General features: G+C 75.8%; 23 protein-coding genes. 14 read left to right on the forward strand and 9 right to left on the reverse strand.

Annotated elements, in window-relative coordinates; genetic code table 11:
- Positions 1 to 43: 43 nt before the first annotated feature.
- The 5 genes from CELF_RS17795 (at position 44) to CELF_RS17815 (ending at position 6,067) form a co-directional block, all read left to right on the forward strand.
- Entirely contained in the window at positions 44 to 3,064 is a 3,021-nt protein-coding gene (locus tag CELF_RS17795) for a carboxypeptidase regulatory-like domain-containing protein (protein WP_013772656.1), read from the forward strand.
- Between the two features lie 172 nt (positions 3,065 to 3,236).
- A complete protein-coding gene (locus CELF_RS17800) occupies positions 3,237 to 4,049 on the forward strand; it encodes an MBL fold metallo-hydrolase (protein WP_013772657.1) in 813 nt (270 codons plus the stop codon).
- Between the two features lie 118 nt (positions 4,050 to 4,167).
- Positions 4,168 to 4,356, forward strand: coding sequence for a hypothetical protein (locus CELF_RS17805; protein WP_013772658.1), 189 nt, complete (start codon positions 4,168 to 4,170; stop codon positions 4,354 to 4,356).
- Positions 4,357 to 4,440: 84 nt separating this feature from the next.
- Positions 4,441 to 4,629 (forward strand): hypothetical protein, encoded by a 189-nt coding sequence (locus tag CELF_RS17810; RefSeq protein ID WP_013772659.1) that lies wholly within the window; start codon positions 4,441 to 4,443, stop codon positions 4,627 to 4,629.
- A 13-nt stretch (positions 4,630 to 4,642) separates the two neighbouring features.
- Entirely contained in the window at positions 4,643 to 6,067 is a 1,425-nt protein-coding gene (locus tag CELF_RS17815; protein ID WP_013772660.1) for a glucose-6-phosphate dehydrogenase, read from the forward strand.
- Between the two features lie 11 nt (positions 6,068 to 6,078).
- Here the strand turns inward: CELF_RS17815 and CELF_RS17820 are convergent, their stop codons facing one another.
- Positions 6,079 to 6,834 (reverse strand): SDR family NAD(P)-dependent oxidoreductase, encoded by a 756-nt coding sequence (locus CELF_RS17820; protein ID WP_013772661.1) that lies wholly within the window; start codon positions 6,832 to 6,834, stop codon positions 6,079 to 6,081.
- Positions 6,835 to 7,037: 203 nt separating this feature from the next.
- Between CELF_RS17820 and CELF_RS17825 the strand changes: the two genes are divergently transcribed.
- The 3 genes from CELF_RS17825 to CELF_RS20830 all read left to right on the forward strand — a co-directional run bounded on the left by CELF_RS17825 (position 7,038) and on the right by CELF_RS20830 (position 9,851).
- The gene (locus CELF_RS17825; RefSeq protein WP_013772662.1) at positions 7,038 to 7,829 is read left to right on the forward strand and encodes an exodeoxyribonuclease III; all 792 of its coding nucleotides are present in this window, start codon (positions 7,038 to 7,040) and stop codon (positions 7,827 to 7,829) included.
- An 88-nt stretch (positions 7,830 to 7,917) separates the two neighbouring features.
- On the forward strand, positions 7,918 to 9,177 hold the full coding sequence (locus CELF_RS19770) for a DUF4190 domain-containing protein (RefSeq protein WP_013772663.1): 1,260 nt from the start codon (positions 7,918 to 7,920) through the stop codon (positions 9,175 to 9,177).
- Positions 9,178 to 9,245: 68 nt separating this feature from the next.
- Positions 9,246 to 9,851 carry a DUF4190 domain-containing protein gene (locus CELF_RS20830; RefSeq protein ID WP_179944480.1) on the forward strand — a complete coding sequence of 202 codons (606 nt, stop codon included), beginning with the start codon at positions 9,246 to 9,248 and terminating at the stop codon, positions 9,849 to 9,851.
- Between the two features lie 64 nt (positions 9,852 to 9,915).
- Here CELF_RS20830 and CELF_RS17840 read toward each other — a convergent pair whose 3' ends face one another.
- Together CELF_RS17840 and CELF_RS17845 are read right to left on the reverse strand one after the other, a co-directional pair.
- The gene (locus tag CELF_RS17840) at positions 9,916 to 10,608 is read right to left on the reverse strand and encodes a DedA family protein (protein WP_013772665.1); all 693 of its coding nucleotides are present in this window, start codon (positions 10,606 to 10,608) and stop codon (positions 9,916 to 9,918) included.
- A gap of 101 nt (positions 10,609 to 10,709) precedes the next feature.
- On the reverse strand, positions 10,710 to 11,759 hold the full coding sequence (locus CELF_RS17845; protein ID WP_013772666.1) for a Gfo/Idh/MocA family protein: 1,050 nt from the start codon (positions 11,757 to 11,759) through the stop codon (positions 10,710 to 10,712).
- A 79-nt stretch (positions 11,760 to 11,838) separates the two neighbouring features.
- Here CELF_RS17845 and CELF_RS17850 point away from each other — a divergent pair, with 79 nt between their 5' ends.
- Complete coding sequence (locus CELF_RS17850; protein ID WP_126297891.1) at positions 11,839 to 12,903, forward strand: DUF4190 domain-containing protein; 1,065 nt, start codon at positions 11,839 to 11,841, stop codon at positions 12,901 to 12,903.
- A gap of 7 nt (positions 12,904 to 12,910) precedes the next feature.
- Here CELF_RS17850 and CELF_RS17855 read toward each other — a convergent pair whose 3' ends face one another.
- The 4 genes from CELF_RS17855 to CELF_RS17870 all read right to left on the reverse strand — a co-directional run bounded on the left by CELF_RS17855 (position 12,911) and on the right by CELF_RS17870 (position 18,003).
- The gene (locus CELF_RS17855) at positions 12,911 to 13,543 is read right to left on the reverse strand and encodes a UdgX family uracil-DNA binding protein (RefSeq protein WP_013772668.1); all 633 of its coding nucleotides are present in this window, start codon (positions 13,541 to 13,543) and stop codon (positions 12,911 to 12,913) included.
- 178 nt (positions 13,544 to 13,721) lie between these two features.
- Positions 13,722 to 16,322 (reverse strand): ATP-dependent chaperone ClpB, encoded by a 2,601-nt coding sequence (gene clpB, locus CELF_RS17860; protein WP_013772669.1) that lies wholly within the window; start codon positions 16,320 to 16,322, stop codon positions 13,722 to 13,724.
- Positions 16,323 to 16,423: 101 nt separating this feature from the next.
- A complete protein-coding gene (locus CELF_RS17865) occupies positions 16,424 to 17,473 on the reverse strand; it encodes a hypothetical protein (protein WP_041553610.1) in 1,050 nt (349 codons plus the stop codon).
- Entirely contained in the window at positions 17,470 to 18,003 is a 534-nt protein-coding gene (locus CELF_RS17870; RefSeq protein ID WP_013772670.1) for a SigE family RNA polymerase sigma factor, read from the reverse strand. Before CELF_RS17870 ends, CELF_RS17865 begins: the two co-directional genes overlap by 4 nt.
- A gap of 192 nt (positions 18,004 to 18,195) precedes the next feature.
- Here CELF_RS17870 and CELF_RS17875 point away from each other — a divergent pair, with 192 nt between their 5' ends.
- Positions 18,196 to 18,852 (forward strand): histidine phosphatase family protein, encoded by a 657-nt coding sequence (locus tag CELF_RS17875; RefSeq protein ID WP_013772671.1) that lies wholly within the window; start codon positions 18,196 to 18,198, stop codon positions 18,850 to 18,852.
- A 307-nt stretch (positions 18,853 to 19,159) separates the two neighbouring features.
- Entirely contained in the window at positions 19,160 to 20,173 is a 1,014-nt protein-coding gene (locus CELF_RS17880) for an alpha/beta hydrolase (RefSeq protein ID WP_013772672.1), read from the forward strand.
- Between the two features lie 69 nt (positions 20,174 to 20,242).
- On the opposite strand, the gene CELF_RS17885 is transcribed toward CELF_RS17880, so the two are convergent.
- Entirely contained in the window at positions 20,243 to 21,574 is a 1,332-nt protein-coding gene (locus tag CELF_RS17885; protein WP_013772673.1) for an ion channel protein, read from the reverse strand.
- A gap of 89 nt (positions 21,575 to 21,663) precedes the next feature.
- Between CELF_RS17885 and CELF_RS17890 the strand changes: the two genes are divergently transcribed.
- The 3 genes from CELF_RS17890 (at position 21,664) to CELF_RS17900 (ending at position 24,048) form a co-directional block, all read left to right on the forward strand.
- The gene (locus tag CELF_RS17890) at positions 21,664 to 22,452 is read left to right on the forward strand and encodes a VOC family protein (protein WP_013772674.1); all 789 of its coding nucleotides are present in this window, start codon (positions 21,664 to 21,666) and stop codon (positions 22,450 to 22,452) included.
- A gap of 70 nt (positions 22,453 to 22,522) precedes the next feature.
- Positions 22,523 to 23,266, forward strand: a complete 744-nt coding sequence (trmB, locus tag CELF_RS17895; RefSeq protein ID WP_013772675.1) for a tRNA (guanosine(46)-N7)-methyltransferase TrmB — start codon at positions 22,523 to 22,525, stop codon at positions 23,264 to 23,266.
- A complete protein-coding gene (locus CELF_RS17900; protein ID WP_013772676.1) occupies positions 23,263 to 24,048 on the forward strand; it encodes a LysR family transcriptional regulator substrate-binding protein in 786 nt (261 codons plus the stop codon). Before trmB ends, CELF_RS17900 begins: the two co-directional genes overlap by 4 nt.
- Here the strand turns inward: CELF_RS17900 and CELF_RS17905 are convergent.
- Positions 24,011 to 24,892 carry a DUF6544 family protein gene (locus CELF_RS17905; RefSeq protein WP_013772677.1) on the reverse strand — a complete coding sequence of 294 codons (882 nt, stop codon included), beginning with the start codon at positions 24,890 to 24,892 and terminating at the stop codon, positions 24,011 to 24,013. The two genes, CELF_RS17900 and CELF_RS17905, sit on opposite strands and share 38 nt — an antisense overlap.
- Positions 24,893 to 24,897 lie beyond the last annotated feature (5 nt).

A 24,897-nucleotide genomic window follows, 5' to 3' on the forward strand; every position in this document is an offset into this window, starting at 1 on the left:
GGCCACACGCTCGCTGACGAGCGCGCCTCACGAAGGAGCCGACGTGCCCGAACACGCCCCACCCCGTCCTCTGCGCCGCCTCGCGGTCCTCGCCCTGTCGGCGTTGCTCGCACTCGTCGGGCTCGCCGCACCGGCGACCGCCGCCGAGGGTGACGGAACCCTGACCGGTCACGTCGTCGACGCGTCGGGCACGCCCGTGCACCGCGCCGACGTCCAGCTCACGACCACGACGGGCGGCTGGACCGGCATCCAGGGCTCGACGGGCGTGGACGGGGAGTGGACGCTCCTGGCACCGGCCGGCACGTACGCGGTCCGGGTGATCCCCCCGCAGGACTCGCCGCTCCTCGAGACGTTCCACGGAGGGTCGAGCGCCTGGACGGCGACTCCCTTCACGGTGACCGCCGGGACCACGACCGTCGTCGAGCCGACCGTGGTCGCCACCGGCGCGGTCGTCGAGGGTCGCCTCGTGTCGGGCGGCCAGCCCGTCGCGTACGGGTCGGTGTCCGTCCAGAGCGTCTCCGGCGGGTCCGGGGGCTTCGCATCGGCGGCGTCCGACGGGACGTTCCGCGTCAAGGTCGCGCCGGGCTCCTACCGGGTCCAGCTCAACGGGCCGTGGGGGTCGGACCTGCTGACGACCTACTGGCCTGGCACGCAGTCGTGGTCGCAGGCGGGCGTGCTGACACTCTCGGCAGGCACCACCACCCCGCTGGGCGACATCGACCTCCCGGCCGGCCTCACGATCTCCGGCACGGTGCGCGACGCGCAGGGCGAGCCGGTCGCGGGCGTGTCCGTGAGCGCGACCGACGGGGCGCTCGGCGCCGGTGGGTTCGCCACCAGCGGCGTGGACGGGACGTACCGCGTCACCGGGCTTCTCGCAGGGTCCTACGTGCTGTTCTTCTCGCCGCCCGGCGTCTCCGGGCTGCGCACCGAGTACTTCGACGACGCCCGTTCCCACGACACGGCCACACCCGTCGTCGTGGGCACCGGCGGCACGTCCGGCATCGACGCCACCCTCGACCCGGGCGTCTGCCTCACCGGCACCCTGCGAGACCCGGCCGGCAACCCTGTGCAGTCGGCCGGTCTCCAGCTGGAGGCGGTCGACGGGACGGGCTGGTTCGGGTCCCTCAGGGGGTCCGGCACCGACGGCACCTTCGCGCTCTCCGACGCCCCCGCGGGCGACTACCTGCTGCGCATCACCACCACCAGCGGTGACGTCGTCAGCGGCTACTACCCGGGCAGCGTCACGCGCGACGACGCGCAGGTGCTCACGCTCGGCGTCGACTGCCTCGACCTCGGCACCGTCACCCTGCCCGTCGGCGGCACGATCAGCGGGCGGCTGCTCGACAAGGACGGCCAGCCGACGCGCGGCTCGGCGTGGACGGTCGGCGGCCCGTCGACCGCCGGTGCCATGTCCGCGACCGACGGCACGTTCGTGCTGCGCGGCCTCGCGACCGGCGACTACCTCGTGCGGGGCCAGGGGTTGGGTGCAGGGCTGGCCGTCTACCACCCGGGTGTCGCGCTCCCGGCCGACGCCGAGCTCGTGCACGTCATCGCGGGGCAGGACACCGCCATCGGGGATCTGCGGATGCTCACCGGCGGCAGCCTGGCCGGGACGCTCGAGACGCCGGACGGCCAGCCCGTCCTGGGCGCCGAGCTGCTCGTCCACGGCCCGATAGCCGACGAGGGCCCGACGTGGGCCTCGGCACCGGGGGGCGCGTTCACGATCGACGACCTCCCGCCCGGACCGCACGTCCTCGAGGTGCTGAGCGACGCGCGCGGCGAGCCCGGGTTCCACGACGGGGTCACGACCTTCTACGACGGCGCCACCGGCACGCAGCAGCGCAGCAAGGCGGTCCCCGTCGACGTCGCCCTGGGCCAGACGGTCGACGGCCTGCGGATCGTCGTCCCGCCGCGCGGCAGCACCCCGGCCACGCTCGACGTCACGACGTCGCCCGACCCGGCACTCGTCGGGCGGACCGCCACCGTGCGGGTCGCGGTGACCGGTGACGGCGCCGTGCCGACCGGGGTCGTCTCGGTCACCGGCCCGGCCGGGTTCCTCGCGGACGCGGTCCTCGAGGCGGGCGCTGCCGAGGTGACCTTCACCGTCCCCGCCGCCGGCTGGTCCGACGGCACGTCCGCGCTCGGCATCTCGTACTCGGGCGACGCGACCTTCGACTCCGCCTGGAGCGAGGTGCCGTTCACCGTCGAGACCCCGACCGACCCGGAGCCTGTGCCGCCCACCGTGTCGTCCGTCGACCCGGCCGTCGGCCCCGTGCTCGGCGGGTCCGAGGTGGTCCTCACGGGCAGCGGGTTCGTCGGGTCGCCCGTGGTGACGTTCGGCGGCGTGGCCGCTGCGGACGTCGTCGTCGAGTCCGCCACGACGCTGCGGGCGGTCGTCCCGGCGAACGTCGCCGGTCCGGCGCCGGTCGTCGTGACGACGGACCAGGGCGCGAGCGACGGGACCGTCACCTACACCTACGAGAAGGTCCCGACCACGACGACGGTCACGGCGTCGACGCCGAGCGTGCCGAGCGGCGGGACCGTGAACTTGACCGCGCGGGTCGTCGGCGCCGCCGGCGGACCGACGGGCGACGTGGTCTTCACCGTCGCGGGCGGGCAGCCGCGCACCGCGCCGCTCGTCGACGGGGTGGCATCGCTCGACGTGACGGCACCCGCCGCAGGCACGCACGCGGTCACCGCGACGTTCGTGGGCGACGCGACGTACGCGTCGTCGACGGGGACGCTCGACCTCGTCGTGACGGCGCCCGTCGCGAAGCCGGTGCTGACGGCCGCCCTCCCGCCGGTCGGGTGCACCGCGGGCGGAACGACGGTGCTGCTCCTCGGCCGGCACCTCACCGGTGCCACCGCGGTGACGTTCGGGTCCACGCCCGCCACGTTCACCGTGGTGGGTGACCGGGCGCTCAGCGTCCGCGTTCCCGCACATGCCGCCGGGAAGGTCGCGGTGCGCGTCACGACGGCGGGCGGCACGTCGGACGGGACGCCGTTCCGGTACCTCGCGCCGGCCCGCGGCTCGCTGTGCCCGAAGGCGGCGCCCGTGTCCTGACCGGCCCGTGCTCACCGGCTCGCGAGCCGGCGAGCATGCACACCACCGCGGCCGCCGTGCCCCTCGGGGTGCGGCGGCCGCGTGCTCGTCCGGGCGAGGGCCGTCCGATGCGGCACGATGGGACCGGCCTGCGGCGACGGTGACGCGGGCGCGACGGGAGGGGGACGCTGACGTGACCTGGTGGATCTGCCGGACGTGCGCCGTGGAGAGCGCCGAGCGGCCCGAGGTGTGCCCGATCTGCGCGGACGAGCGCCAGTGGGTGCCCATGACCGGGCAGGTGTGGACCACGCTCGACGCTCTGCAGGCGGAGGGGCACCGGGCCGAGGTGCGCGAGCTCGAGCCCGACCTGTACGGGCTGACGGCGACGCCCGGCGTCGGCATCGCGCAGGAGTCGAAGGTGCTGCGGACCCCCGCCGGCATGCTGCTGTGGGACCCGCTCGGGTACGTCGACGACACCGCCGTGGCCGCCGTCCAGGAGCTCGGTGAGGTCGTCGCGGTCGCCGCCTCGCACCCGCACATGTTCGGCGTGCAGGTCGAGTGGAGCCGCGCGCTCGGTGGGGTGCCCGTGCTCGTCTCGGCCGCCGACGCGTCGTGGGTGCAGCGACCCGACCCGGTGATCGAGACGTGGGAGGGCGAGCGCGAGGTGCTGCCGGGCGTCGTGCTGTCGCAGCCGGGCGGGCACTTCCCGGGCAGCGCGGTCGTGCACTGGGCGGCGGGCGCCGACGGGCGGGGCGTCCTGCTCTCGGGCGACACGATCTTCGCCAACCCCGACCGCACGGCGTCGTTCATGCGCTCCTACCCCAACCGCATCCCGCTGTCGGGCGCAGTCGCCCTGCGGGTCGCGGAGCACGTCGCCCGCCGGCCGTTCGACCGGCTCTACAACAACTTCGACGGCGTGATCCCGGCGGACGCCCTGGACGTGGTGCGCCGGTCCGCCGAGCGCCACGCCGCGTGGACCCGGGGCGACTTCGACGACCTGACCTGACGGCGGCGGCCGCGCTCGACGTGCGGTGCGGGCGCGTCGTGCCTACGGTCGCTGGGTCCGCCGTGCGCGGGCCGGTGATCCGGACGCGGTCGCCACCCGCCCTCCAGGGAGGCCCCCGATGAGCAGCCCGATCCCCGACCCCGGCCGCGTGCCCGACGAGCCGGCGTTCACCGACCTGCCGCGCGACGACCCGCGGCGCGAGGAGGACCCGCTGCCGAGCGACGCTCCGCCCGCGCCGGACGCGCCCGGCGTCCCCGACCGCTCGGACCTCGGCCCGACGACGGCGACGGGCGAGCCGCCCGACTGACGCCGCTCCGCCACCGCGCGTCGCCGTCCCGACCGGCTGACGCCTCCTCGCCGTCCCCACCCGACCCGATCGACTGGAGCCGCCATGTGGGCCTTCCTCCTGCGCCGCGTGCGCACCTTCCTCATCGCCGCCGTCCTCGCCCCCGTCATCGCCGTGGTCGCGCGGCGGATCGCGGAGCGCGTCGAGGCCGCGCACCCGCAGCCGACGGTCGCGTCCCGCGGGCTGCGGCTCCTCGAGTCGGCCGCGGGCCGCGTCCGCGCCGTCCTGCGCTGAGCCCCGGTCTCGCGTGAGCGTCGACCGTCCGCTCGTCCTCGTGCTCCACGGCGCACGCGGCGACCTGTCGCGCCGCATGGTGCTGCCCGCGCTCGCGACGCTCCAGCGCCGCGGGCTGCTGCCGGAGCGGTGGGCGCTGCTCGGGACGGGGCGCGAGCCGATCTCGGGCGAGGAGTTCGACGCGCTCCTGCGGGACGCGGTCGACGAGTTCGGCTCCGACGCGGACCGTGCGGGGGCGCGCGAGCTGACCCGGCACACCGCGTACGCGGGTGACGTCTCGGACGACGACACGCACGACGAGCTGCCCGGCGCGCTCGACCGGCTGCGACGTGCGCTCGTCGACGGGACGGACCTCGACCCGCAGGACGTGCTGGTCGTGCACTACCTGGCGGTCCCGCCGTCGTCGTTCGCCCCCATCACGCGCGCGCTGCACCGCGCCGGGCTGCACGAGGGGATCCGGGTCGTCTACGAGAAGCCGTACGGCACGTCGCCGGAGTCGTTCCGGGAGCTCGACGCGGTGGTGCACGAGGTGCTCGACGAGCAGCAGGTGTTCCGCATCGACCACTTCCTCGGCAAGGAGGCGACGCAGAACCTGCACGTGTCGCGGTTCGCGAACGAGCTCCTCGGCGGTGCGTGGGACCGGCACCACGTCGCGCAGGTGCAGGTCGACGTGCCCGAGACGCTCGACGTCGCGCACCGCGCCGGCTTCTACGACGCGACCGGCGCGGCGCTCGACATGCTCGTCACGCACCTGTTCCAGGTGGCTGCCGAGGTCGCGATGGATCCGCCGACCGGGCTCTCGGCGGACGACCTCACGGCCGCGCGCGAGGACGTCATCGCTCACTTCCGGCCGCTCGACCCGGGCGCGGACGTCGTCCTCGGGCAGTTCGAGGGCTACCGCGAGCTCGACGGCGTCCCCGACGACTCGACGACGGACACGTTCGTCGCCGCACGCCTGTGGGTCGACACGGACCGCTGGCGGGGCGTGCCGTTCCTGCTGCGCACGGGCAAGCGCATGGCGGCCTCGGCGCAGCAGGTCACGCTCGTGCTGCGCTCCCCGTCCGACCTGTTCGGCGAGGACGTGGGGCCGAACCGGGTGGAGATCTCGCTCGCCGGGTCCGGGGCCGTGCGGCTGACCACGACCGTCAAGCGACCGGGACCCGACCTGGCGCTCGCGACGGGCACGGCGACGTTGCGCCTCGAGGACGTGGAGCCGGAGGGCGACCCGCTGCCGCCGTACGCGGGGCTGCTGCAGGACGTGCTCGAGGGCGACCGGACGCTGTTCACGACGCCGCGCGGGCTGGAGTCGGCCTGGCGCGCGTTCGAGCCGCTGCTCGGTGACGCACGGCCGGACCCGCTGCCGTACCGGCCGGGCTCGTGGGGGCCCGTGGCGGCGGACGCGCTCGCCGAGCCGCACGGCTGGGCGCTGCGCGACTGACCGTCGCGGCGTCAGGTGAAGTACGCGCCGCCGTTGACGTCGAGGACCGTGCCGGTGACGAACGCGGCGCCGTCGGAGACGAGGTACAGCACCGCCTCCGCGACGTCGTCGGGCACACCCGCGCGGCCGAGCGCCGCCGCGGCGACCGCCGCCCGCTGCGCCGGCTCGGGCGTGTGCGCCGCGTGGAACGGCGTGTGCGCGACGAACCCGGGCGCCACCGCGTTGACGGTGATCCGGCGCGGCCCGAGCTCGCGGGCGAGCGACCGCGTGAACCCCTCCAGCGCGGCCTTCGCGGTCGTGTAGGCGACCATGCCCGTGCCACCGCCGCTCCGGGCGGCCTGCGCCCCGATGCTCACCACGCGACCGCCGTCGGGCATCACGGAGAGGGCCGCGCGCGTCGCGTAGAACACGGACGACAGGTTGAGGTCGAGGACGTGGTGCCAGTGCGCGTCGTCCATCGCGGGGACGCTGCGGCGCTCGACGATCCCGCCGACGTTGTTGACCAGCACGTCGATGCCGCCACCGAGCGCGGCGGCCGCGTCGCTGACCGCGCGGTCGACGTCCCACGAGTGCCGCGCGTCGACCTGGAAGGCCGCGGCGGTCCGCCCCTCCTCCTCGATCTCCGCGACGACGTGGGCGGCGTCGTGCGCGAGGTGCGTGACCGCGACGTCCGCCCCCGCACGCGCGAGAGCGACCGCGACCGCGCGGCCGATGCCGCTCGCCCCGCCTGTGACCAGGGCGCGGCGCCCCTTGAGACCGTCGTGCACGTCCGTTCCTCCTTGGCACCCGCACCCCTGCGGGCGACCGCCGTGACCTCCCGGTCACGTCCCCGGCGCCGCTGGCGGGAAGGCTACCGAGCGGTTCGTCCCGCGGACAGCCTTGTCGTCCGATTCGTCCGTCCGGCCGACACCCGGACGGGCGCACGAGCGGGCCGTCCGGATGTCCGCGGCGCCGGGTACGGTCGGGCGCCATGCGCCTGGCCACCTGGAACATCAACTCGATCCGCGCCCGTACCGAGCGGACGGTCGCCTTCCTCGAGCGGTCGGGCGTCGACGTGCTCGCCCTGCAGGAGACCAAGTGCACGGACGAGCAGTTCCCCCGGGAGCCGTTCGAGGCGCTGGGCTACGAGGTGGCGACGAGCGGCTTCAGCCAGTGGAACGGCGTCGCCGTCCTGTCCCGTGTCGGGCTGCAGGACGTCGAGGTGGGCTTCCCCGGCATGCCGACGTGGGGCGAGCCCGCGGCGGCCGAGGCGCGTGCGCTCGGGGCCACGTGCGGCGGCGTGCGGGTGTGGAGCCTGTACGTGCCGAACGGCCGCGAGGTCGACGACCCGCACTACGTCTACAAGCTCGACTGGCTCGCGCGGCTGCGGGACGCGGCCGAGGGCTGGCTCGTCGCGGACCCGCAGCTCGCCGCCGCGCTCGTCGGGGACTGGAACATCGCGCCGCTCGACACCGACGTGTGGGACCCCGCGTGGTTCGCGGGCCGCACGCACGTGACGCCCGCGGAGCGAGCCGCGTTCACGGCGATCGCCGAGGCGGGGTGGACCGAGGTCTCCCGCGAGCACCTGCCCGCCGAGCACACGTACACCTACTGGGACTACCAGCGGCTCCGGTTCCCCCGGAACGAGGGCATGCGGATCGACCTCACCTACGCGACGCCGGCGCTCGCCGCACGCGTGCGGGGCGCGCAGATCGTGCGCGACGAGCGCAAGGGCAAGGCACCGTCGGACCACGTCCCGGTGGTGCTCGACATCGCCGACTGACCTGCTGCGGGGCGCGGCGAACGGCTCGACGGGAGGACGTGACGGATCGGACGTCCCGGACGTCGGCGCCGTCCGCTAGGTTGCGCGCATGAGCAACCAGTCGGGGCCGAACCCGCCCGAGCACGACCCTGCCGACGACGCCGCCACGACGCGCCCGCTCCCCCCGACGCCGGACGGCGACGAGTCCGTCCCGCCCACCACCCCGCTCCCCCCGACGCCGGACGGCGACGAGTCCGTCCCGCCGACCACCCCGCTCCCCCGGACGCCGGACGGCGGCGAGTCCGTCCCGCCGACCACCCCGCTGCCCCCGGCTCCCGCGGCCGCCGCCGACGCCGGCACCCCTGCCGCTCCGCCGGCCGGTGACGCGCCGGCCACGTCGGCCGAGGAGCCCGTGTCCTTCGCCAAGCCGGACGGCGCGACGACGCCCCCGGCCGCGCCTGCCGCGCCCTCCCCGTCCGCCCCGCCCGCCGCACAGGAGCAGCCGGGCCAGCCGCCGTACGGGGCGCCGCAGTCGCCCTACGCGCCCGGCGGTCAGGCGCCGTACGGCCAGCCGGGTCAGCCGTACGGCCAGCAGGGGCAGCCCTACGGCCAGCCGGGCCAGCCGCCCTACGGCGCTCCCGCGGCCCCGACGGACAACCTCGCCATCGCCTCGTTCGCGACGAGCACCGGCGGCCTCATCCTCACGGGCGGCCTCGTGTCGGCCGTGGGCCTCGTGCTCGGCATCGTGTCGCTGCGCCGCATCAAGCGCACGGGTGCGGGCGGGCGGCCGTGGGCGATCGCGGGCGTCGCGATCGGCGCGTTCGGCGTGCTGGCGTTCATCGTCGGCGTGATCGTCGTGATCGGGCTCGTCATCGCGGCGGCCAACTCCGACGAGTTCACCTCCACGCTGGAGGAGCTGGACGAGATCGAGCAGCTCGAGACGCCCGCCCCCACCGCGGACGAGCTCGTCGACGGCTACTACGAGCTGCGCGACGACGTCGCGGTCGGCGACTGCATCGAGTCGTACCCGCTGCAGTACGACCTCGGCGACGCGGTCGTCCTGCCGTGCTCCGACCTGCACGACACCGAGATCGTCGCGCAGATCGAGCTCGCGGAGCCGATCTTCGACGAGTCCGCGGACCAGGCGTACACCGACGCCATCGACGCGTGCGGGCTCCAGATCGAGGCGGCGGCACCCGGCCTGGTCGACGCGTACGGCTCCCCGGAGGTCTACTACCCGCACCCGTCGGACTTCGACTCGCCGGGCGGATCGACGGCCTTCTGCACGTTCACGTCGTACATGACGGACCTCACGGGGTCGATCGTGGCGGGCGACCTGCTGGTCGACGGCCAGGCGGTCGGCTCCTGAGCGAGCCGACGCCGGCCGACGACCGGTACGCGAACCCGGCGCCGTACTACGCGTCCGGGTGGGACGAGGTGCCGCCACCCCGCGAGCCGACGGCCGTGTGGTCGCTCGTCACCGGGGTCCTCGCGCTGGGCCCGGTCGCGGTGGTCCTCGGGATCGTGGCGCTGCGGCGCATCGCGTCCCGGGGCACCCGCGGCCGGGGCCTCGCGGTCGCGGGCCTCGTGCTCGGTGCGGTGGGCACGCTCGCGCTCGCGGGGACGGTCGTGGGTCTGGTCCTGACCGCGCAGGCGACCCGGCCGCTGCCGGCGGACGTGACGTCGGCCCGCGACGCCCGTGCGGTGCAGCTCGTGACAGGCAGCTGCGTCGAGGAGCTCCCCGACGACGGGCCGGTCGACACGGTGCGTGTGGTGCCCTGCGCGGAGCCGCACGCGGCCCAGGTCGTCACGCAGTTCGACTTCGACCGGGACGCCGTGTGGCCGGGCCAGGCGGCGGCGCACGCGCGCGTCGCGCGGGCCTGCGTGCTCGACGACGCCGAGCGGGAGGCCGGGGTCCGTGCCGTGACGTGGGCACCGACGGAGCGGGGCTGGGCGGGCGGCGACCGGCGCGGGCTGTGCCTCGCGGTCGTGGACGGCACGGTCAGCGGCTCGTTCCTCGACGGGTCCGCGACGCTGTCCTGACCGGGCGGTCCAACGCGGCCGTGCGCGTCGCGCCGGTCGTCCCCGCGACCGTGCGTGCGCCGGTTCAGACGCGGGCGCGTCGCCGTCGACGCGTGCGGGTCCAGACGAACCGGCCGACGAGCCACGCGAGGATCGCGTAGACGAGCCAGTTCAGCCAGTCGCTGTAGCGCCCGATGTCCTCCCACCGGTCGCCCAGCGCGTACCCGGCGAGGATGAGCCCCGCGTTCCACACGCCGGACCCGAGCACGGTGTAGATGCTGAAACGCACGAGCGGCATCCGCTCGACACCCGCCGGGACGGACACGAGGCTCCGCACCACGGGGACGCACCGCCCCACGAGGACGGCCGCGCCGCCCCGTCGGCGGAACCACTCCTCGGCCCGGTCGAGGTCCTCGACCTCGACGAGCGGCACCTTGCCGAGCCAGCGGCGCAGCCGCACACGGCCGACCGACGCACCGACGCCGTACAGGGCCCAGGCGCCGACGAGCGACCCCAGCGTGGACGCGACGATCGCCCAGAACAGGGACATGCCGCCCTGGCTCGCCACGTAGCCGGCGACGGGGAGCACGACCTCGGACGGCAGCGGCGGGAAGACGTTCTCCAGGGCGACGAGCAGCCCCACGCCGATCGGGCCGAGCGCGGTGATGACCGACACGACCCAGCCGACGAGCCCGGTGAGCTCGTTCTCCGTGGTGGCGCCGACGAGGCCGGCGTGCGGTCCCATCCCGGCGACGGCCAGGTGCAGCGGTTCTCCCATCGTCCCGATGCTGTCATCCGGCTCTCGGATCCGCCCGCCCGGACGGGGCGGCCGTGGGACGAGGCGAGGTCGCGCGCGGCAGCCTCGGTCGCGGGCCGCCGTCACTCCCCCGGGTACACGACCCCGAGCTGGCGGCGGGCCTCGTCGGTGGTCTCGAGGATGCGGACCGTCTCCGCGAGGGGCAGCAGCGGCGAGTCGGTGCGGCCCTCGGCGACGTAGGTCGCGAACGCGGCGGCCTGGAAGGCCAGGCCGCCGTACCCGGTGACGCGGTTGTCGTCCCACCGGGCCGTGCGGCCGTCGACGGTCACGGTGACGCCCGCCGGGACGTACGCGGAGTCGTCGACGGCGAGGTGCCCGGCCGACCCGTGCACGCCGGCGCCCTGACCCGCGGCCGTGAGCATCGACGTGAACAGCTGGGCCTGCGCCTGGCCGTACGCGACCTGCAGGCTGACCTGCGCGTCGACGCCCGTGGCGGTGAGCGAGCCCGTCGCCTGGACAGCCGTCGGGGCGACACCGAGACCCGCGTGCCGCGCGACGAACGACGCGAACGCGACCGGGTACACGCCGAGGTCCAGCAGCACACCGCCCGCGAGCGCGGGGTCGAGCAGCCGGTGGGTCGGGTCGACGTCGGCGCGGACGGCGAAGTCGCCCGTGACACGGTGCACGTCGCCGAGGACCCCGTCGTCGAGGAGCTGCCGGACGACGTCGGTGTGCGGCAGGTACCGCGTCCACATCGCCTCCATGAGCAGCACCCCGCCCTCGCGGGCGGCGTCGACGAGCGCACGCGCCTCGGTCGCGTTGCGCGTGAAGGCCTTCTCGACGAGCACGTGCTTGCCGGCGCGCACCGCGAGCAGGGCCTGGTCGAGGTGGTGGCTGTGCGGGCTGGCGACGTAGACGGCGTCGATCTCGGGGTCGGCGACGAGCGCCTCGTACGAGCCGTGCGCACGCTCGACGCCGTGCTTCCGGGCGAACTCCCCCGCGCGGTCGAGCGACCGTGAACCGGCGGCGACGAGGCGCTGCGAGGTGTGCTCGCCCACGGCGTCGGCCCACCGTCCGGCGATGTAGCCCGGGGCCAGGACGCCCCAGCGCAGCGGCGGCGCATCGGCGGGGTCGGCGGTCCGGGGCTCGGGCAGGACGAGGTCGCGGGACATGCGGGCCAGCGTGCCAGACGTGCGCCGGCCCGGTGACCGTGGTCCGGGACGGGTGCGCGGAGCCGGTACGGTGCGCCCCGTGAGCACGCCGGAACCGCCCTCGACGCCCGACCAGCCGCCTGTGACCCCGACCGACCCGACGTGGGCGCCGCCGGGGTCCTGGAAGCAGCCCGGCGCGTCGACGCCCGCGCCCACGGCTCCCGACGCCCCCGTCGCCGCCGCGGAGCCGGGCACGACCCGCTCGGCCCCGGTCGCCGCGCCGGCCGCCGCACCCGCCGAGCCGGTGGTCGTCCCCGTGGCGCCCGCCGTCGTCCCGGCGGAGCCGACGGCCTCCGCGGCCGACCCGGCAGACCCGGCCGGTCCGGCGCCGGAGCCCGTGTCGCTGGCGAAGCAGCCCGCGCCCCAGGCCGGCGCCTACCCGCCGCCCGGCCCCGGTACCGCCTTCCCGCCCGCCCCGGCCTCGCCGTCGTCGACCGACCTGTGGGGCGTGTTCTCGTTCGCAGCGGCGCTCGTCAGCCTGGTGTGCCTCGGCGTGCTCGGCCCGCTCGCCGTGGTGCTCGGGCTCGTCGGGATCCGCCGCGCCCGCAACGCGGGACGTCCCGTGAGCGGCTTCGCCCGGTCGGGCGTGATCATCGGGCTCGTCGAGACGCTGCTGGTCGCGGCCGCGATCGTCGTCGTGGTCCTCGTGCGGCCCGCCGACCGGATCGACGACGCGGTGGACCCGTTCGACGGCACGGGCCAGGAGACCGCGGGACCCGTCTACGTGCTGCCGCTCGACCTGGCCGCGGGTACGTGCTTCACGGGCCTGCCGGAGGCGGACGACCTGTCGGACGTCACGCAGGTGCCGTGCGACGAGCCGCACGACACCGAGCTCACCGCGGTGCTGCCGATCGACGTCCCGCTCGACGACATGCCGTTCGACCAGATCGCGGGCGTCGAGGCGGAGTGCATGCGGACCAACGGCATGTTCGGCACCGCCCCGGGCGAGAAGGCGACGAACCCCGACAGCTACGGGAACTACATGACGTGGCCCCACGCGAACCAGTGGGACGAGGGCGGCCGCGCCGCGTACTGCCTGTTCGGCACGCCGGACGGGCCGACGACCGGCTCGCTCGTCGCGGGGACGTCGGAGCTGCTGCCCTGAGCTCGGCTCACGCCGCGGCGCGCCCCGCCGTCGTCAGGTCGGCGACGAGGGCGGCGCGCGCCTCCTCCCGGTCGGCGCGGTCCCGCAGCCGCAGGATCGCCGCGGGGTGCGCGGTGACGACGACGCGGACGCCGGCGGGCCCGTCGAGCACCTGACCCCGCACGTCGCCGACCGTGACGTCGTGCCCGAGGACCGCCCGGGCCGCGGTCGCCCCCAGCGCGACGACGACCCGCGGCCGGACCGCGGCCAGCTCGGCCTCCAACCAGGGCAGGCACGCACGGATGTGGGCCACCGCGGGCGTCTTGTGCAGGCGTCGCGGCCCGCGCTCGACGAACCGGAAGTGCTTGACGGCGTTCGTCACGTACACGTCGTCGCGCGCGACCCCGGCCTCCTCGAGCGCCTCGTCCAGGAGCCTGCCCGCCGGGCCGACGAACGGCTCGCCCTCGCGGTCCTCGCGGTCGCCCGGCTGCTCGCCGACGAGCACGATCGCCGCGCGCGGCGAGCCGGAGGAGAACACGACCTGCGTCGCGGGCGCCCACAGCTCGCAGCCGCGGCACGCCGGTGCGGCGGCGGCGAGCGCGGGGACGTCGGCGTCGGGCGGCACCCACTGCTGCGCGCCGGGCCGTTCGGGTGCGGCCACGTCGGCCTCCGTCGTCGGGCGGGCGTGCGGCGTCCTCGCACGCGCCCAGCATCACGCGGCACCGCCCGTGGCGCACACGCACGACGCCCGGGCCGGCGCGTGACCGACCCGGGCGTCGTCGTCGACCTCCCCGGCGCGCGGCGGCGCCGCGCGGACGCACCGCCGACGCCGGCCCGCGTCAGGACGCGGCGGCCACCGTCAGCGTCGTGCCGTCGCGGTCCACGACCACCGTCTGGCCGTCGTGGATGCCGCCCGACAGCAGGGCGCGGGCCAGCCGGTCGCCGATCTCGCGCTGCACGAGCCGGCGCAGCGGCCGCGCGCCGTACGCCGGGTCGTAGCCCTCGATCGCGAGCCACTCGCGCGCGGCGGGCGTGACGTCGAGCGTGAGGCGACGGTCGGCGAGCCGCCGGGCCAGCGACGTGACCTGCAGGTCGACGATGTGCCCGATCTCGTCGAGCGACAGCGGGTCGAACAGCACGACGTCGTCGAGCCGGTTGAGGAACTCCGGCTTGAACGCCGTGCGGACCGCTCCCATGACGGCCTCGCGCTTGGCCTCCTGCGACAGCAGCGGGTCGACGAGGAACTGCGACCCGAGGTTCGAGGTGAGCACGAGGATGACGTTGCGGAAGTCGACCGTGCGGCCCTGGCCGTCGGTGAGCCGCCCGTCGTCGAGCACCTGCAGCAGGACGTCGAACACCTCGGGGTGCGCCTTCTCGACCTCGTCGAGCAGCACGACGGAGTACGGGCGGCGGCGGACGGCCTCGGTGAGCTGGCCGCCCTCCTCGTACCCGACGTACCCGGGCGGCGCTCCGACGAGCCGCGCGACCGAGTGCTTCTCGCCGTACTCCGACATGTCGATGCGGACCATGGCGCGCTCGTCGTCGAACAGGAAGTCCGCGAGCGCCTTCGCGAGCTCGGTCTTGCCGACACCCGTGGGCCCCAGGAACAGGAACGAGCCCGTGGGGCGGTCGGGGTCGGAGATGCCCGCGCGTGCGCGACGGACCGCGTCGGACACGGCGGCGACGGCGGGGCGCTGGCCGATGAGCCGCTCGCCGAGGACGTCCTCCATGCGCAGCAGCTTCGCGGTCTCACCCTCCAGCAGCCGGCCCGCGGGGATGCCCGTCCACGCGGCGACGACCTCGGCGACCTCGTCCGGGCCGACCTTGTCCGCGATCATGGGCGTGCCGAGCGAGGCGACCTCGTCGTCGGTGGACTCCTCCGACTCCTCGGCCTCGGCGATCTCCCGCTCCAGGGCCGGGATCTCGCCGTACTGGATGCGCGCGGCCGCCTCGAGCGAGCCCTCGCGGAGCAGCCGCTCGGCGTCGGTGCGCAGCGTGTCGAGGCGCGCCTTGAGGTCGCCGACGAGGTTGTGACCGGCCTTCTCCTTCTCCCACCGGGCGGTGAGCGCGGCGAGCTCCTCGCGCCGGTCGGCGAGGTCCTTGCGCAGCCGCTCTAGACGGTCGAGCGAGGCGGGGTCGTCGGACTCCGAGAGCACGACCTCCTCCATCTCGAGGCGCGTCACGGCGCGCTGCAGCTCGTCGATCTCGACGGGCGAGGAGTCGAGCTCCATGCGCAGGCGTGACGCGGCCTCGTCGACGAGGTCGATCGCCTTGTCGGGCAGCTGCCGGCCCGTGATGTACCGGTCGGACAGCGTCGCGGCGGCGACGAGGGCCGCGTCGGAGATCGTGACCTTGTGGTGCGCCTCGTACCGCTCCTTGAGGCCGCGCAGGATCGCGACGGTGTCCTCGACGGACGGCTCGCCGACGAACACCTGCTGGAACCGGCGCTCCAGGGCGGGGTCCTTCTCGATGCGCTCGCGGTACTCGTCGAGCGTCGTCGCGCCGACCAGCCGCAGCTCGCCGCGCGCGAGCATGGGCTTGAGCATGTTGCCCGCGTCCATCGCCCCCTCGGACCCGGCGCCGGCACCGACGACCGTGTGCAGCTCGTCGATGAACGTGACGACCTCGCCCTCGGCGCCGGTGATCTCGGACAGGACGGCCTTGAGCCGCTCCTCGAACTCGCCGCGGTACTTCGCGCCCGCGACCATCGCGGCCAGGTCGAGGCTGACCAGGCGCTTGCCCCGCAGCGACTCGGGCACGTCGCCCGCGACGATGCGCTGCGCGAGGCCCTCGACGACGGCCGTCTTGCCGACGCCGGGCTCGCCGATGAGCACAGGGTTGTTCTTGGTGCGCCGCGACAGGACCTGGACGACACGCCGGATCTCCGAGTCCCGCCCGATGACCGGGTCGAGCTTGCCGTCGCGGGCGCGCTGCGTGAGGTCGATGCCGTACTGCTCGAGCGCCTTGAACGTGCCCTCGGGGTTGGGGCTGGTCACGCGCGCGTTGCCGCGGACGTTCGGGAGGGCGGCCGCGAGGGCGTCGCGGGACGCGCCGGCGGACCGCAGGGCGTCGGCGACGCCCGACTGGCCCGCGGCGAGGCCGAGCAGCAGGTGCTCGGTGGACACGTAGTCGTCGCCGAGCGAGCGCGCCTCGGCCGACGCGGCCTCCAGCGCGGCGGCGGTCGCGCGCGACGCGGACGGCTGCGCGACGGTCTGGCCCGCCGACGAGGGCAGGCCGACGAGCGTCGAGCGCACCGCGCGGCCGAGCGCGGCACGGTCGGCGCCGACGGCGTCGAGCAGCCCGTTCGCGACGCCGCCCTCCTGCTGGAGCAGGGCGTTGAGGACGTGCGCGGGCTCGAGCTGGGGGTTCCCTGCGGCGGACGCCTGCTGGATGGCGTCGCCGAGGGCCTCCTGCGAGCGGGTGGTGAACTTGGCGTCCACGGAGCCTCCATGGTCGAGGGATGACTGCTGGTCTCAACACCGGCCGAAGTTGAGTCTATTCCACTCAACTTCAGGCGCCACCCACCCCCGGACCGTGGGTGTCAGGGCGACGACTGCTCCCGCACGTCGACCGCCCCCGCGACCGACCGCTGCTCGCCGTCGCCCGTGACCACGAACCCCTCGACGACCACGTCGGTCCGCGCGATGCGGGGCGACAGGTCCACCTCGCGACCCCCCACGGCGAACGTGGGCATCACCACGGCCGTGCCCGTGCGCTCGCCCGCCGGCAGCACGACCGGCGTGCCAGGCGAGGCGCCCAGGACCGCCCCCGCGGCATCCCTCGCCACGACCTGCGCACGGAGCACGAGAAGCCCGTCCGGCACGGAGCCGCGCCCGACCGTGACCTCGTACCCGCCTACGGGATCGGCAGCGAGCGTGAGCCGCAGGTCGGCCGAGCCGGTCGGCGGGTCGTGCTGGACCCGCCCGTCGCGCACCACTACAGGAGACCCGCCGCCTACGAGTCCCAGCGGCTCGTCGGACCCCGCCGCCTCCACCGTGAGCGCGGCGTGCAGCGTGTAGTCGCCGTCGGGTAGCGGCGACCCGTCGCACGCCCGAAGGTCCGACGCCTCCCCGACCGAGCTCCACCCGTGGGCGGGCAGCTGCACCGGCTGGGGCCGGACGGTGTGGTTCCTCTTCTGGACGACCCGCCCGTCGGCGTCGACCAGGTAGGTGACCGCGACGCGTTCCCGTACCACGAGAGGCTCGTCGCCGGCGTTGACCAACGTGACGAACAGCGACATCCGCCACTGCGCCACGGCGTCCGGGCCCTCGATCTCCGGGACGGGCACGACCACGGCCATGCCGCTCCCGTCCGCCGGAGCAGGGGCGGGACCGCCGCAGCGGACGGCCACGTCCGGGGAGGCGGCGCGCGACGGCCCGGCGGGAGGAGCGGACCGGAGCTCCGGGGACCAGCCGCCGAGGGTCACGGCGACCAGCGCCACGACGACGAGGGCCAGCGCCCCGCCGGCCCGTCGGGCGACCAGAGTGCGCCGGTGCCCGCGGGCCGCGAGCTCGATCGCGGCGAGGTCCAGCGCACCGAGCGGAGCCGTCCGCTCGAGGTCCCGCAGGCGCTCGTGCAGGTCGTACGTCATCGTCCACCCCTCCCTCGTGTCGCCACGACGTCCGTCGTCTCCGCGACCGGCCCGACCACACGCTCCAGCCGCTCCATGCCCTCGCTCAGGTACCGCTTGACCGACCCGGGCGCGATGCCGAGCACGTCGGCGACCTCCGGGCCGCTCAGCCCGTCGAGGTGGTGCAGCACCACGCAGGCCCGCTGCCGGGGGCTCAGCGTCGCGAGCGCCGCCACGAGCGTCTGCCGGTCGTCGGCCACCGACGCGCCGTCGGGCACCTCGTCGGGCGCGGCCAGCAGGTGCCGGACCTGCCGCCAGCGCTGCGCCCGCCGCCCGTCGTCGACGACGAGCGTCGCCATCGTCCGACGCACGTACGACTCCAGGGTCACCGCCGCGCGGAGCCGGGGCCGTCGCGCGAGGACCCGGGCGAGCGCCTCCTGCACGAGGTCCTGCGCGTCGGCGGTGCTCCCCGTCAGCAGGTATCCGTACCGCAGCAGCGCCGGCCCCCGCTGACGCACGAGGACGTCGATCGCCTCGCCCCACCCGCGCATCCCGCTCCCTCCGCCGCCCCGCTCGTCCGGGGCGTGCACCGTCCAAGACGTCCGAGAGATCGTCGCGGTTGGGGGCGGGCGTGCGAAGCACCCGACGACGAGTCGTCGCCTCGTCGTCATCACGGCGTCGGGCCGGGGACACGCCCCGCGCCTAGCGTCGGGAGCGACCACCGAGAAGAGAGCAGGGCACCGATGACCCTCACCATGACGCTCGTCCGCCACGGGCGCACCCACTTCAACGCCCGCCGCATCCTGCAGGGCCGCTGCGACTCCCCGCTCACGCGTGACGGCCGTGCCGGCGTGCGGGTCACGGCCCGGTGCCTCGCCGACACCCCGTTCACCGCGGCGTGGTCGTCGCCGTCGGGCCGGGCCGTCGCGACGGCCGTCGAGCTGCTGCGGCACCACGAGGGCGTCCCGCTGCGCACCGACCGTGGGCTGCTGGAGTACGCGTTCGGGATCTACGAGCAGAAGCCGGAGAGCGTGCTCGACGAGGTCGTCGCCTGGCCCGACCTCGTGACCGACGTCCTCGCCGGCCGCCACCCCGGCCTGCCCGGCGGAGAGCACGCGCGCGACTTCATGGACCGCACGCGCGACGTGTTCGCCCGCATCGCCGCCCAGCACGACGACGGGCACGTCCTCGTCGTCGGCCACGGCCTCACCCTGGGCGCCTACCTCGCGACCGTCGACGACGTCGGCCTGGTCCCGCTGCCCAACGCCTCCGTCTCCACCGTCGAGGTCGACGCCGACGGCACCACCCGCATCACGAGCATCGCCGTCGACGTCGCCCAGCAGGGCCACACGGCCGCCCGCCCGATGCGCACCCCCACCCCGGTCCCGTCGGTCGCCTGACTGCGGGACGCCTGCCGTCGAAGCCCGTCTGGCGCGGGGTCGCAGCCGTCGAGCCGGGACGCCGCTGCCGGTTCGACCGGTCTCACGCAGCCGGTGCGTCCACCCACGTCCCTGTCCGGGCATCCTTCGGCGAGCGCCGGGACGGCATGCTCGGCGGTCCGAGGACGCCGTACGCGGAGGGACGTCCGTGCAGGACGAGGCACGGCACGTCACCGGTCCCGCCCGGTCACGGACGTCGGCGCGTCACGCCGACGCCACGAGCGAGCCGCCCGCCGCCCGCCACCGCCGGGGTGGCAGGATCGCGGGCATGGACGACGACGTCACCGACGTGCCGGACGTGCTCGGCGAGGGCTGGACGGCCCGGACGATCCCGCTGCGTCCCGACGACCGGTCCCGCACCGGCACGGACCCCGTCGCGACGCTCGTGAGCCCGGCGGGGACGCTGCGACCGGACGGGGAGCGGCGCGAGCGGGCGGTGCTGTACGTGCACGGGTTCGTCGACTACTTCTTCCACCCGCACGTCGCGGCCGCGCTGGCCGAGCACGGCTACGACCTGCACGGGCTGGACCTGCGCGACTACGGGCGGTCGATCCGCGAGGGCCGCATCCCGAACAGCATCCGCGACCTCGCGGTGTACGCCGAGGAGGTCGACGCGGCCGTGCGGCTGCTGCGCGAGCGGTACGGGTCGGTGTCGCTGCTGGGGCACTCGACGGGCGGGCTGGTCGCTGCGCTGTGGGCCAACGGGCGGCCGGGGGCGGTCGACGCGGTCGTGCTCAACAGCCCGTGGCTCGAGCTGCGGGGGTCGTGGTTCGAGCGCAAGCCGCTCACGCTGGCGCTGCGCGCGGTCGGCCGGGTCACGCCGGACCTCGTCGTCGGGCACATCGCGCCGCACTACGGGCGCGCGCTGCACGCCGCGACCGGCGGGGAGTGGGACTTCGACCTGGCGTGGAAGCCGCACGAGGGGTTCCCGGCGCGCGCGGCGTTCATCCGGGCTGTCCGCGCCGGCCAGGCCCGGGTGCGGCGGGGGCTCGACATCGGGTGCCCCGTGCTCGTCCTGGCGTCGGACGCGTCGGGGCCGGACGACCGCGAGCACGACGCCCTGCTGACGACCGACTCCGTGCTGGACGTCGCCGACATCCGGCGCCTCACGCCGCGGCTCGGGCGGGACGTGTCGTTCGTCGAGGTGCCGGGCGGCGCGCACGACCTGGCGCTGTCGCCGTCGCCGGCCCGCGAGCGCTACCTGAGGGAGGTCGTCACGTTCCTCGACCGGGTCACGTCGACCGCTGCGGCCGGTCAGGACGGCGGCTCGCGCCCGGCCTGACCGCCACCTGCACGACCGACACGACCCTGGTTGGCGCTCAGGCACCTCAGGACGTCGACGAGGTCGGCGTCAGCGGTCCCGGCCCCCGGCCTCGGGCGGTGACGCGGGCGGAAGGGACGGGGTGGGGACGGCGCGAAGCTCCGGGCGGTTCGTCACCAGGAGCCACGCGGCGAGCGTCGCGAACAGCAGGGGCGGGATGAGGGTCGCCTCGGGGACGATCGCGACGACGAGGAAGATGCTCAGCCACCCGGAGCGGGTCGCGGCGACGACGATCCCGACGGTCGCGGCGCCGACGGCCAGCGCGAGCGGAACCGCGGGCCACGCGACGTGCACCGCGAACCCGAGCGCGACCCCGACGAAGGTGGCCGGGAAGATCCGCCCGCCGCGGAACCCGACGCACGACGCGACGAGCAGCGCGGCGAGCTTGACCAGCGCGAACGCGAGGAACCCGAGCGCGGTCGTCGTGCCGACGAGGTCCGGCAGCTCCTGCATCTCGTCGAGACCCTTGAACAGCGTGACGGGCCCGCCGACGACACCGAGCACCCCGAGCACGAACCCGCCGAGCGTCAGCAGCACGACGGGGTTCCGGACGCGGTGCGCGAGCCGGTGCAGCGGCGTGATCAGGTACGACGCGGCCAGCCCGAGCGCCGCCGCGCCGAGCGAGACGACGACGGCGATCCCGAGGTGCCCGAGCTGCAGCCCGGGGTAGGGCGGCAGGTCCATCGCCATGTCCAGGTCGGACAGCAGCAGCATCGTCAGGGCGCCGGTCGACGCGGACACGAGCGGCGCGAAGAGCCGGTCCCACAGCGGGATGCGCCGGTCGCCGGGGTCGAGCTCGCTGAACATGAGCGCGGCCGCCAGGGGTGTGCCGAACATCGCGCCGATGGTCCCGGCGGTCGACAGGGCCATCCACTGCGGCACGGGCACCCGGCGCAGGGCGTGCGCACCCAGCCAGACGACGAGGGCCGCGTTGATCGCCATGATCGGGTTCTCGGGGCCGAGGCTCACGCCGCCGGCGAGCGTGAGCACGAGCGCGACGGCCAGCCCTGGCAGGGTCCGCAGCGGCAGGGGCGGCTCCACGAGGCCCGCGGTCGCGGGGTCGGGGCCGGCGTGGCCGGGCGCGTACCGGATGACGAGGCCGACGAGCAGACCCGTCGCGGTGAGCACGACCACGATCCAGACGGGCGACTCGCGGTCGAGCCCGAGCGTGCCCGACAGGTCGTCCCACACCCACCGCTCGACGACCTCGGCCAACGCGCTGAGCGCGATGAGGCTCAAACCGCACAGCACACCGACGACGGCGGCGGGCAGGGCGAGCGCGAGCAGCGCCCGCACCGGCACGCGGAACGCGTCGGTGCCCGTCGTCGTCGCGCGGCCCTCCCCCGGACCGGCCTGCGTCATGCGTCGTGGGTAGCACACGCCCTCGCGTGGTGCGACCGGGAAGACGGGTGTGGGATGGGCTCGACCCCCCGGACCTGCGAGGAGGACCCATGACGACCCACCCCGACCCCTGGCCGACGGGCACGCCTGCGTGGGCGGACATCACCGTGCCCGACCTGGACCGGGCGGTCGACTTCTACGGCGCGCTGCTCGGCTGGACGTTCGAGCGCGGCGGACCGGAGGTCGGCGGGTACACGCAGGCGCTCGTCGACGGGCGGCGTGTCGTGGGGCTCGGCGAGCCGACGGGCGAGGACCCGGCGCCGCCGTCGGCGTGGTGCGTGTACCTCGCGACGGAGGACCTGGCGGCGACGACGCAGGCGGTGACGGACGCGGGCGGCGAGGTGCTGCTGCCCGCGATGGAGATCCTGCACTTCGGGGACATGGCGATCTTCGTCGACCCGACGGGTGCGGTGTTCGGCGGCTGGCAGCACGGCGAGCACACCGGCTGGGACGTGACCGACGAGCCGGGCGCGGTGGTGTGGACGGAGGTGATGAGCCACGACCACGCGGCGTCGCTGGAGTTCTACCGGCGGGTGTTCGGGTTCACGGCCGACGACATGAGCGGGCCGGGGTTCACGTACTCCTCGGTGCGGCTCGACGGCCAGCTCGTCTGCGGGATCGGCGCGTACAGCGACAAGGTCGACCCGGCGACGCCCGCGGCGTGGACGCTGTACTTCGGCACGGCCGACACGGATGCGGCCGCGCAGCGCGTGACGGAGCTGGGGGGCACGGTCATGAGCGAGCCGGCCGACACCCCGTACGGCCGGATGGCGATCGTGGCGGGCCCGTTCGGCGAGGTGTTCGCGCTCATCAACGCGGGCGACGACGAGCCCGGCTGACGTGACGGCCGGGCCCCGCCCGCGCCGGCCGGCGGCGGGGTGCGGGCCCGGCGTTCCGTAGGCTCGCGGGGTGAGCCTCCCGTCCGACGCGTTCCGGCACGTCGCGTCCCGACCCCACGAGCCGCTGCGCACGTTCCACCCGCGCCGCGCGACGCTCGGCCGTGACCGGGAGCACGCGCTCGCGCACCTGTGGCCGCGGTTCGGGTTCTCGGTGCACGACGACGCCCTGGGCGGCGCGCCGACCACGCCGTACGGGACGCTCGACACCCGCGCGCTGTTCGGCCGTGACGCGCCGCTGGTGCTGGAGATCGGCTCCGGGATGGGCGAGACGACCGCCGCGATGGCCGCCGCCGACCCGGCCCGCGACTACCTGGCCGTCGAGGCGCACCTGCCCGGCGTCGCGAACCTGCTGGTCCTGCTCGACCGCGCCGGTCTCACCAACGTGCGCGTCGCGCACGGCGACGCGCTGGACCTCGTGCGCCGCCGCGTCGCGGAGGGCACGCTCGACGCCGTGCACGTCTTCTTCCCCGACCCGTGGCCCAAGGCCCGCCACCACAAGCGCCGGCTCGTGCAGCCCGCGCACGTGGCGCTGCTGCGGTCCCGGCTGCGTGTCGGCGGCACGCTGCACTGCGCGACGGACTGGGCCGACTACGCCGAGCAGATGCTCGACGTCCTCACCGCGGACCCCGCGCTGGAGAACACCGCCGACGGGTTCGCGCCCCGCCCGGCGCACCGGCCCGTCACCAAGTTCGAGCAGCGTGGCCTCGACCTCGGCCACACGGTCCACGACGTCGTCGTCCGGAGGGTCCGATGAGCGAGCACCCCGACCCGTCGACGCCGGGCGGCACGCCGGACGGTCCGCGCACGTTCCGCGTGCTGGTCGTCCCGGGCGTCAACCCCGACCGGTGGCTGCGCGTGTGGCACGAACGCCTGGCCGACGTCCCCCTCGAGCTCGTCGTCGTCGAGCCCTCCGAGGCCGAGGACCGGCTGCGCGCGGGTGCGGGCGACGTGGCGATCCTGCGGCTGCCGGTCGACCGCGACGCGCTGTCCGCGATCCCGCTCTACACCGAGACGACCGTCGTCGTCGCGGCCCGCGACCACGTGTTCTCCGTCGCCGACGAGGTGACGCCCGCCGACCTGGCCGACGAGACCCTCGTGCGCCCCGACGACGACCTGGTCGGCTGGGACGACGCGCCGGGCGAGCCGTTCGCGGGCGGCCCGGTCTCGACGACGGCCGACGCGGTCGACCTGGTCGCCGCCGGGATCGGCGTCGTCCTGCTCCCCCAGTCCGTGGCCCGCCTGCACCACCGCCGGGGGCTCGTCGCCCGCCCCGTCACCGACGCCCCGGGCTCGCAGATCGCGCTCGCGTGGGTCACCGACACGCACGACGACCTCACCGAGGAGTTCATCGGCATCGTCCGCGGCCGCACCGCCGGCTCCTCGCGCGGGCGCGGCACGCCCCCGGCGACCCCCGGGGCGGGCGGCGACGCGTCGGGCCGCCAACGCCCCCGCACGTCGCAGCAGCAGCCGACGCGGCGCGGCGGCACTCCCCCGCGGGCTAGAGGAACCGGGCCCCGTCGACGTCGAACACGATGAACGGTTCGCCGCCGGGCGCGTCGAGGTCCCAGCCGGCCTCGACGTGCGCGGGCAGCCGGTAGCCGCCGAAGGCCCGGTCCCCGGTGCAGCGCGCCTCGAACTCGTGCAGCGCCGACCCCGTCCCGTCCGGGTCGCCCCACCGCGGGAGCCGCACGGAGCGGAGCGTCCCGTCGTCGTCGACCGCGACCGTGACGGCGTGCTCGACGCCGCCCAGGGCGACGCGGGCCAGGGCGTGCCGGTCGTCGACGGCCTCCCACCGCACGTGCGGAGCGAGCGCCGTCCCCGGGTTCAGCACGAGCTCACCGGCGAGCCGGCCCGCGGCGCTGCGGCGCACGTCCTCGCCGCTCGCCGTGACGACCGGAAGCACGCCCGCCAGGCGCCAGCGCATCTCGGCGACGTCCTCGTCCTGCGCGTACGCGTCGTAGCCCAGCACGGGGAGCGGTCCGAACCGCGCGACGGCCGCCCACACGAACCCCCGGTCCGCCGCGAGGACCTGCCGGGCCGTGAAGGGCCGCCAGCTCCCGACGCGGATGCGGCCGCTCATCTCGAGCACCGCGGCCGTCGACGACGGCGCGTCGGGCGCGACGGCGCGCGTCAGCCACCGGTGCACGGGCGACGGGAGACGGTCGTCCACGGGCCCGAACGGCTGCGGCGTGGCGGTGGGCGTCGCGAGCCTGCGCCACGTCGCGGCCACGCGGCGCGCGGCGCGCGGCGGGGCGGGCGCGGCGACGTGCCCGCGGTCGTCCCGGACCTCGCGGCGCGCGAGGTCCGCGTCGACGCCGGGGTCCGCGCCCTCGCCGGCGTCCGCCCCGGAGCCGGGGGCCTGCGGGGTGCGTCGGGCCACGGGAC

The organism is Cellulomonas fimi ATCC 484 (genome assembly GCF_000212695.1).
GTDB lineage: Bacteria > Actinomycetota > Actinomycetes > Actinomycetales > Cellulomonadaceae > Cellulomonas > Cellulomonas fimi.

What these genes read in the sequence shown, in the direction of transcription:
- CELF_RS17870 (WP_013772670.1), bottom strand. Translation starts at nt 18,003, where the DNA reads ATGCGCGGGTGGGGCGAGGCGATCGACGTCCTCGTGCGTCAGCGGGGG.
- CELF_RS19770 (WP_013772663.1), top strand. Translation starts at nt 7,918, where the DNA reads ATGAGCAACCAGTCGGGGCCGAACCCGCCCGAGCACGACCCTGCCGAC.
- CELF_RS17805 (WP_013772658.1), top strand. Translation starts at nt 4,168, where the DNA reads ATGAGCAGCCCGATCCCCGACCCCGGCCGCGTGCCCGACGAGCCGGCG.
- CELF_RS17840 (WP_013772665.1), bottom strand. Translation starts at nt 10,608, where the DNA reads ATGGGAGAACCGCTGCACCTGGCCGTCGCCGGGATGGGACCGCACGCC.
- CELF_RS17875 (WP_013772671.1), top strand. Translation starts at nt 18,196, where the DNA reads ATGACCCTCACCATGACGCTCGTCCGCCACGGGCGCACCCACTTCAAC.
- CELF_RS17900 (WP_013772676.1), top strand. Translation starts at nt 23,263, where the DNA reads ATGAGCGAGCACCCCGACCCGTCGACGCCGGGCGGCACGCCGGACGGT.
- CELF_RS17865 (WP_041553610.1), bottom strand. Translation starts at nt 17,473, where the DNA reads ATGACGTACGACCTGCACGAGCGCCTGCGGGACCTCGAGCGGACGGCT.
- CELF_RS17845 (WP_013772666.1), bottom strand. Translation starts at nt 11,759, where the DNA reads ATGTCCCGCGACCTCGTCCTGCCCGAGCCCCGGACCGCCGACCCCGCC.
- CELF_RS17890 (WP_013772674.1), top strand. Translation starts at nt 21,664, where the DNA reads ATGACGACCCACCCCGACCCCTGGCCGACGGGCACGCCTGCGTGGGCG.
- CELF_RS17885 (WP_013772673.1), bottom strand. Translation starts at nt 21,574, where the DNA reads ATGACGCAGGCCGGTCCGGGGGAGGGCCGCGCGACGACGACGGGCACC.
- CELF_RS17825 (WP_013772662.1), top strand. Translation starts at nt 7,038, where the DNA reads ATGCGCCTGGCCACCTGGAACATCAACTCGATCCGCGCCCGTACCGAG.
- CELF_RS17880 (WP_013772672.1), top strand. Translation starts at nt 19,160, where the DNA reads ATGGACGACGACGTCACCGACGTGCCGGACGTGCTCGGCGAGGGCTGG.
- CELF_RS17810 (WP_013772659.1), top strand. Translation starts at nt 4,441, where the DNA reads ATGTGGGCCTTCCTCCTGCGCCGCGTGCGCACCTTCCTCATCGCCGCC.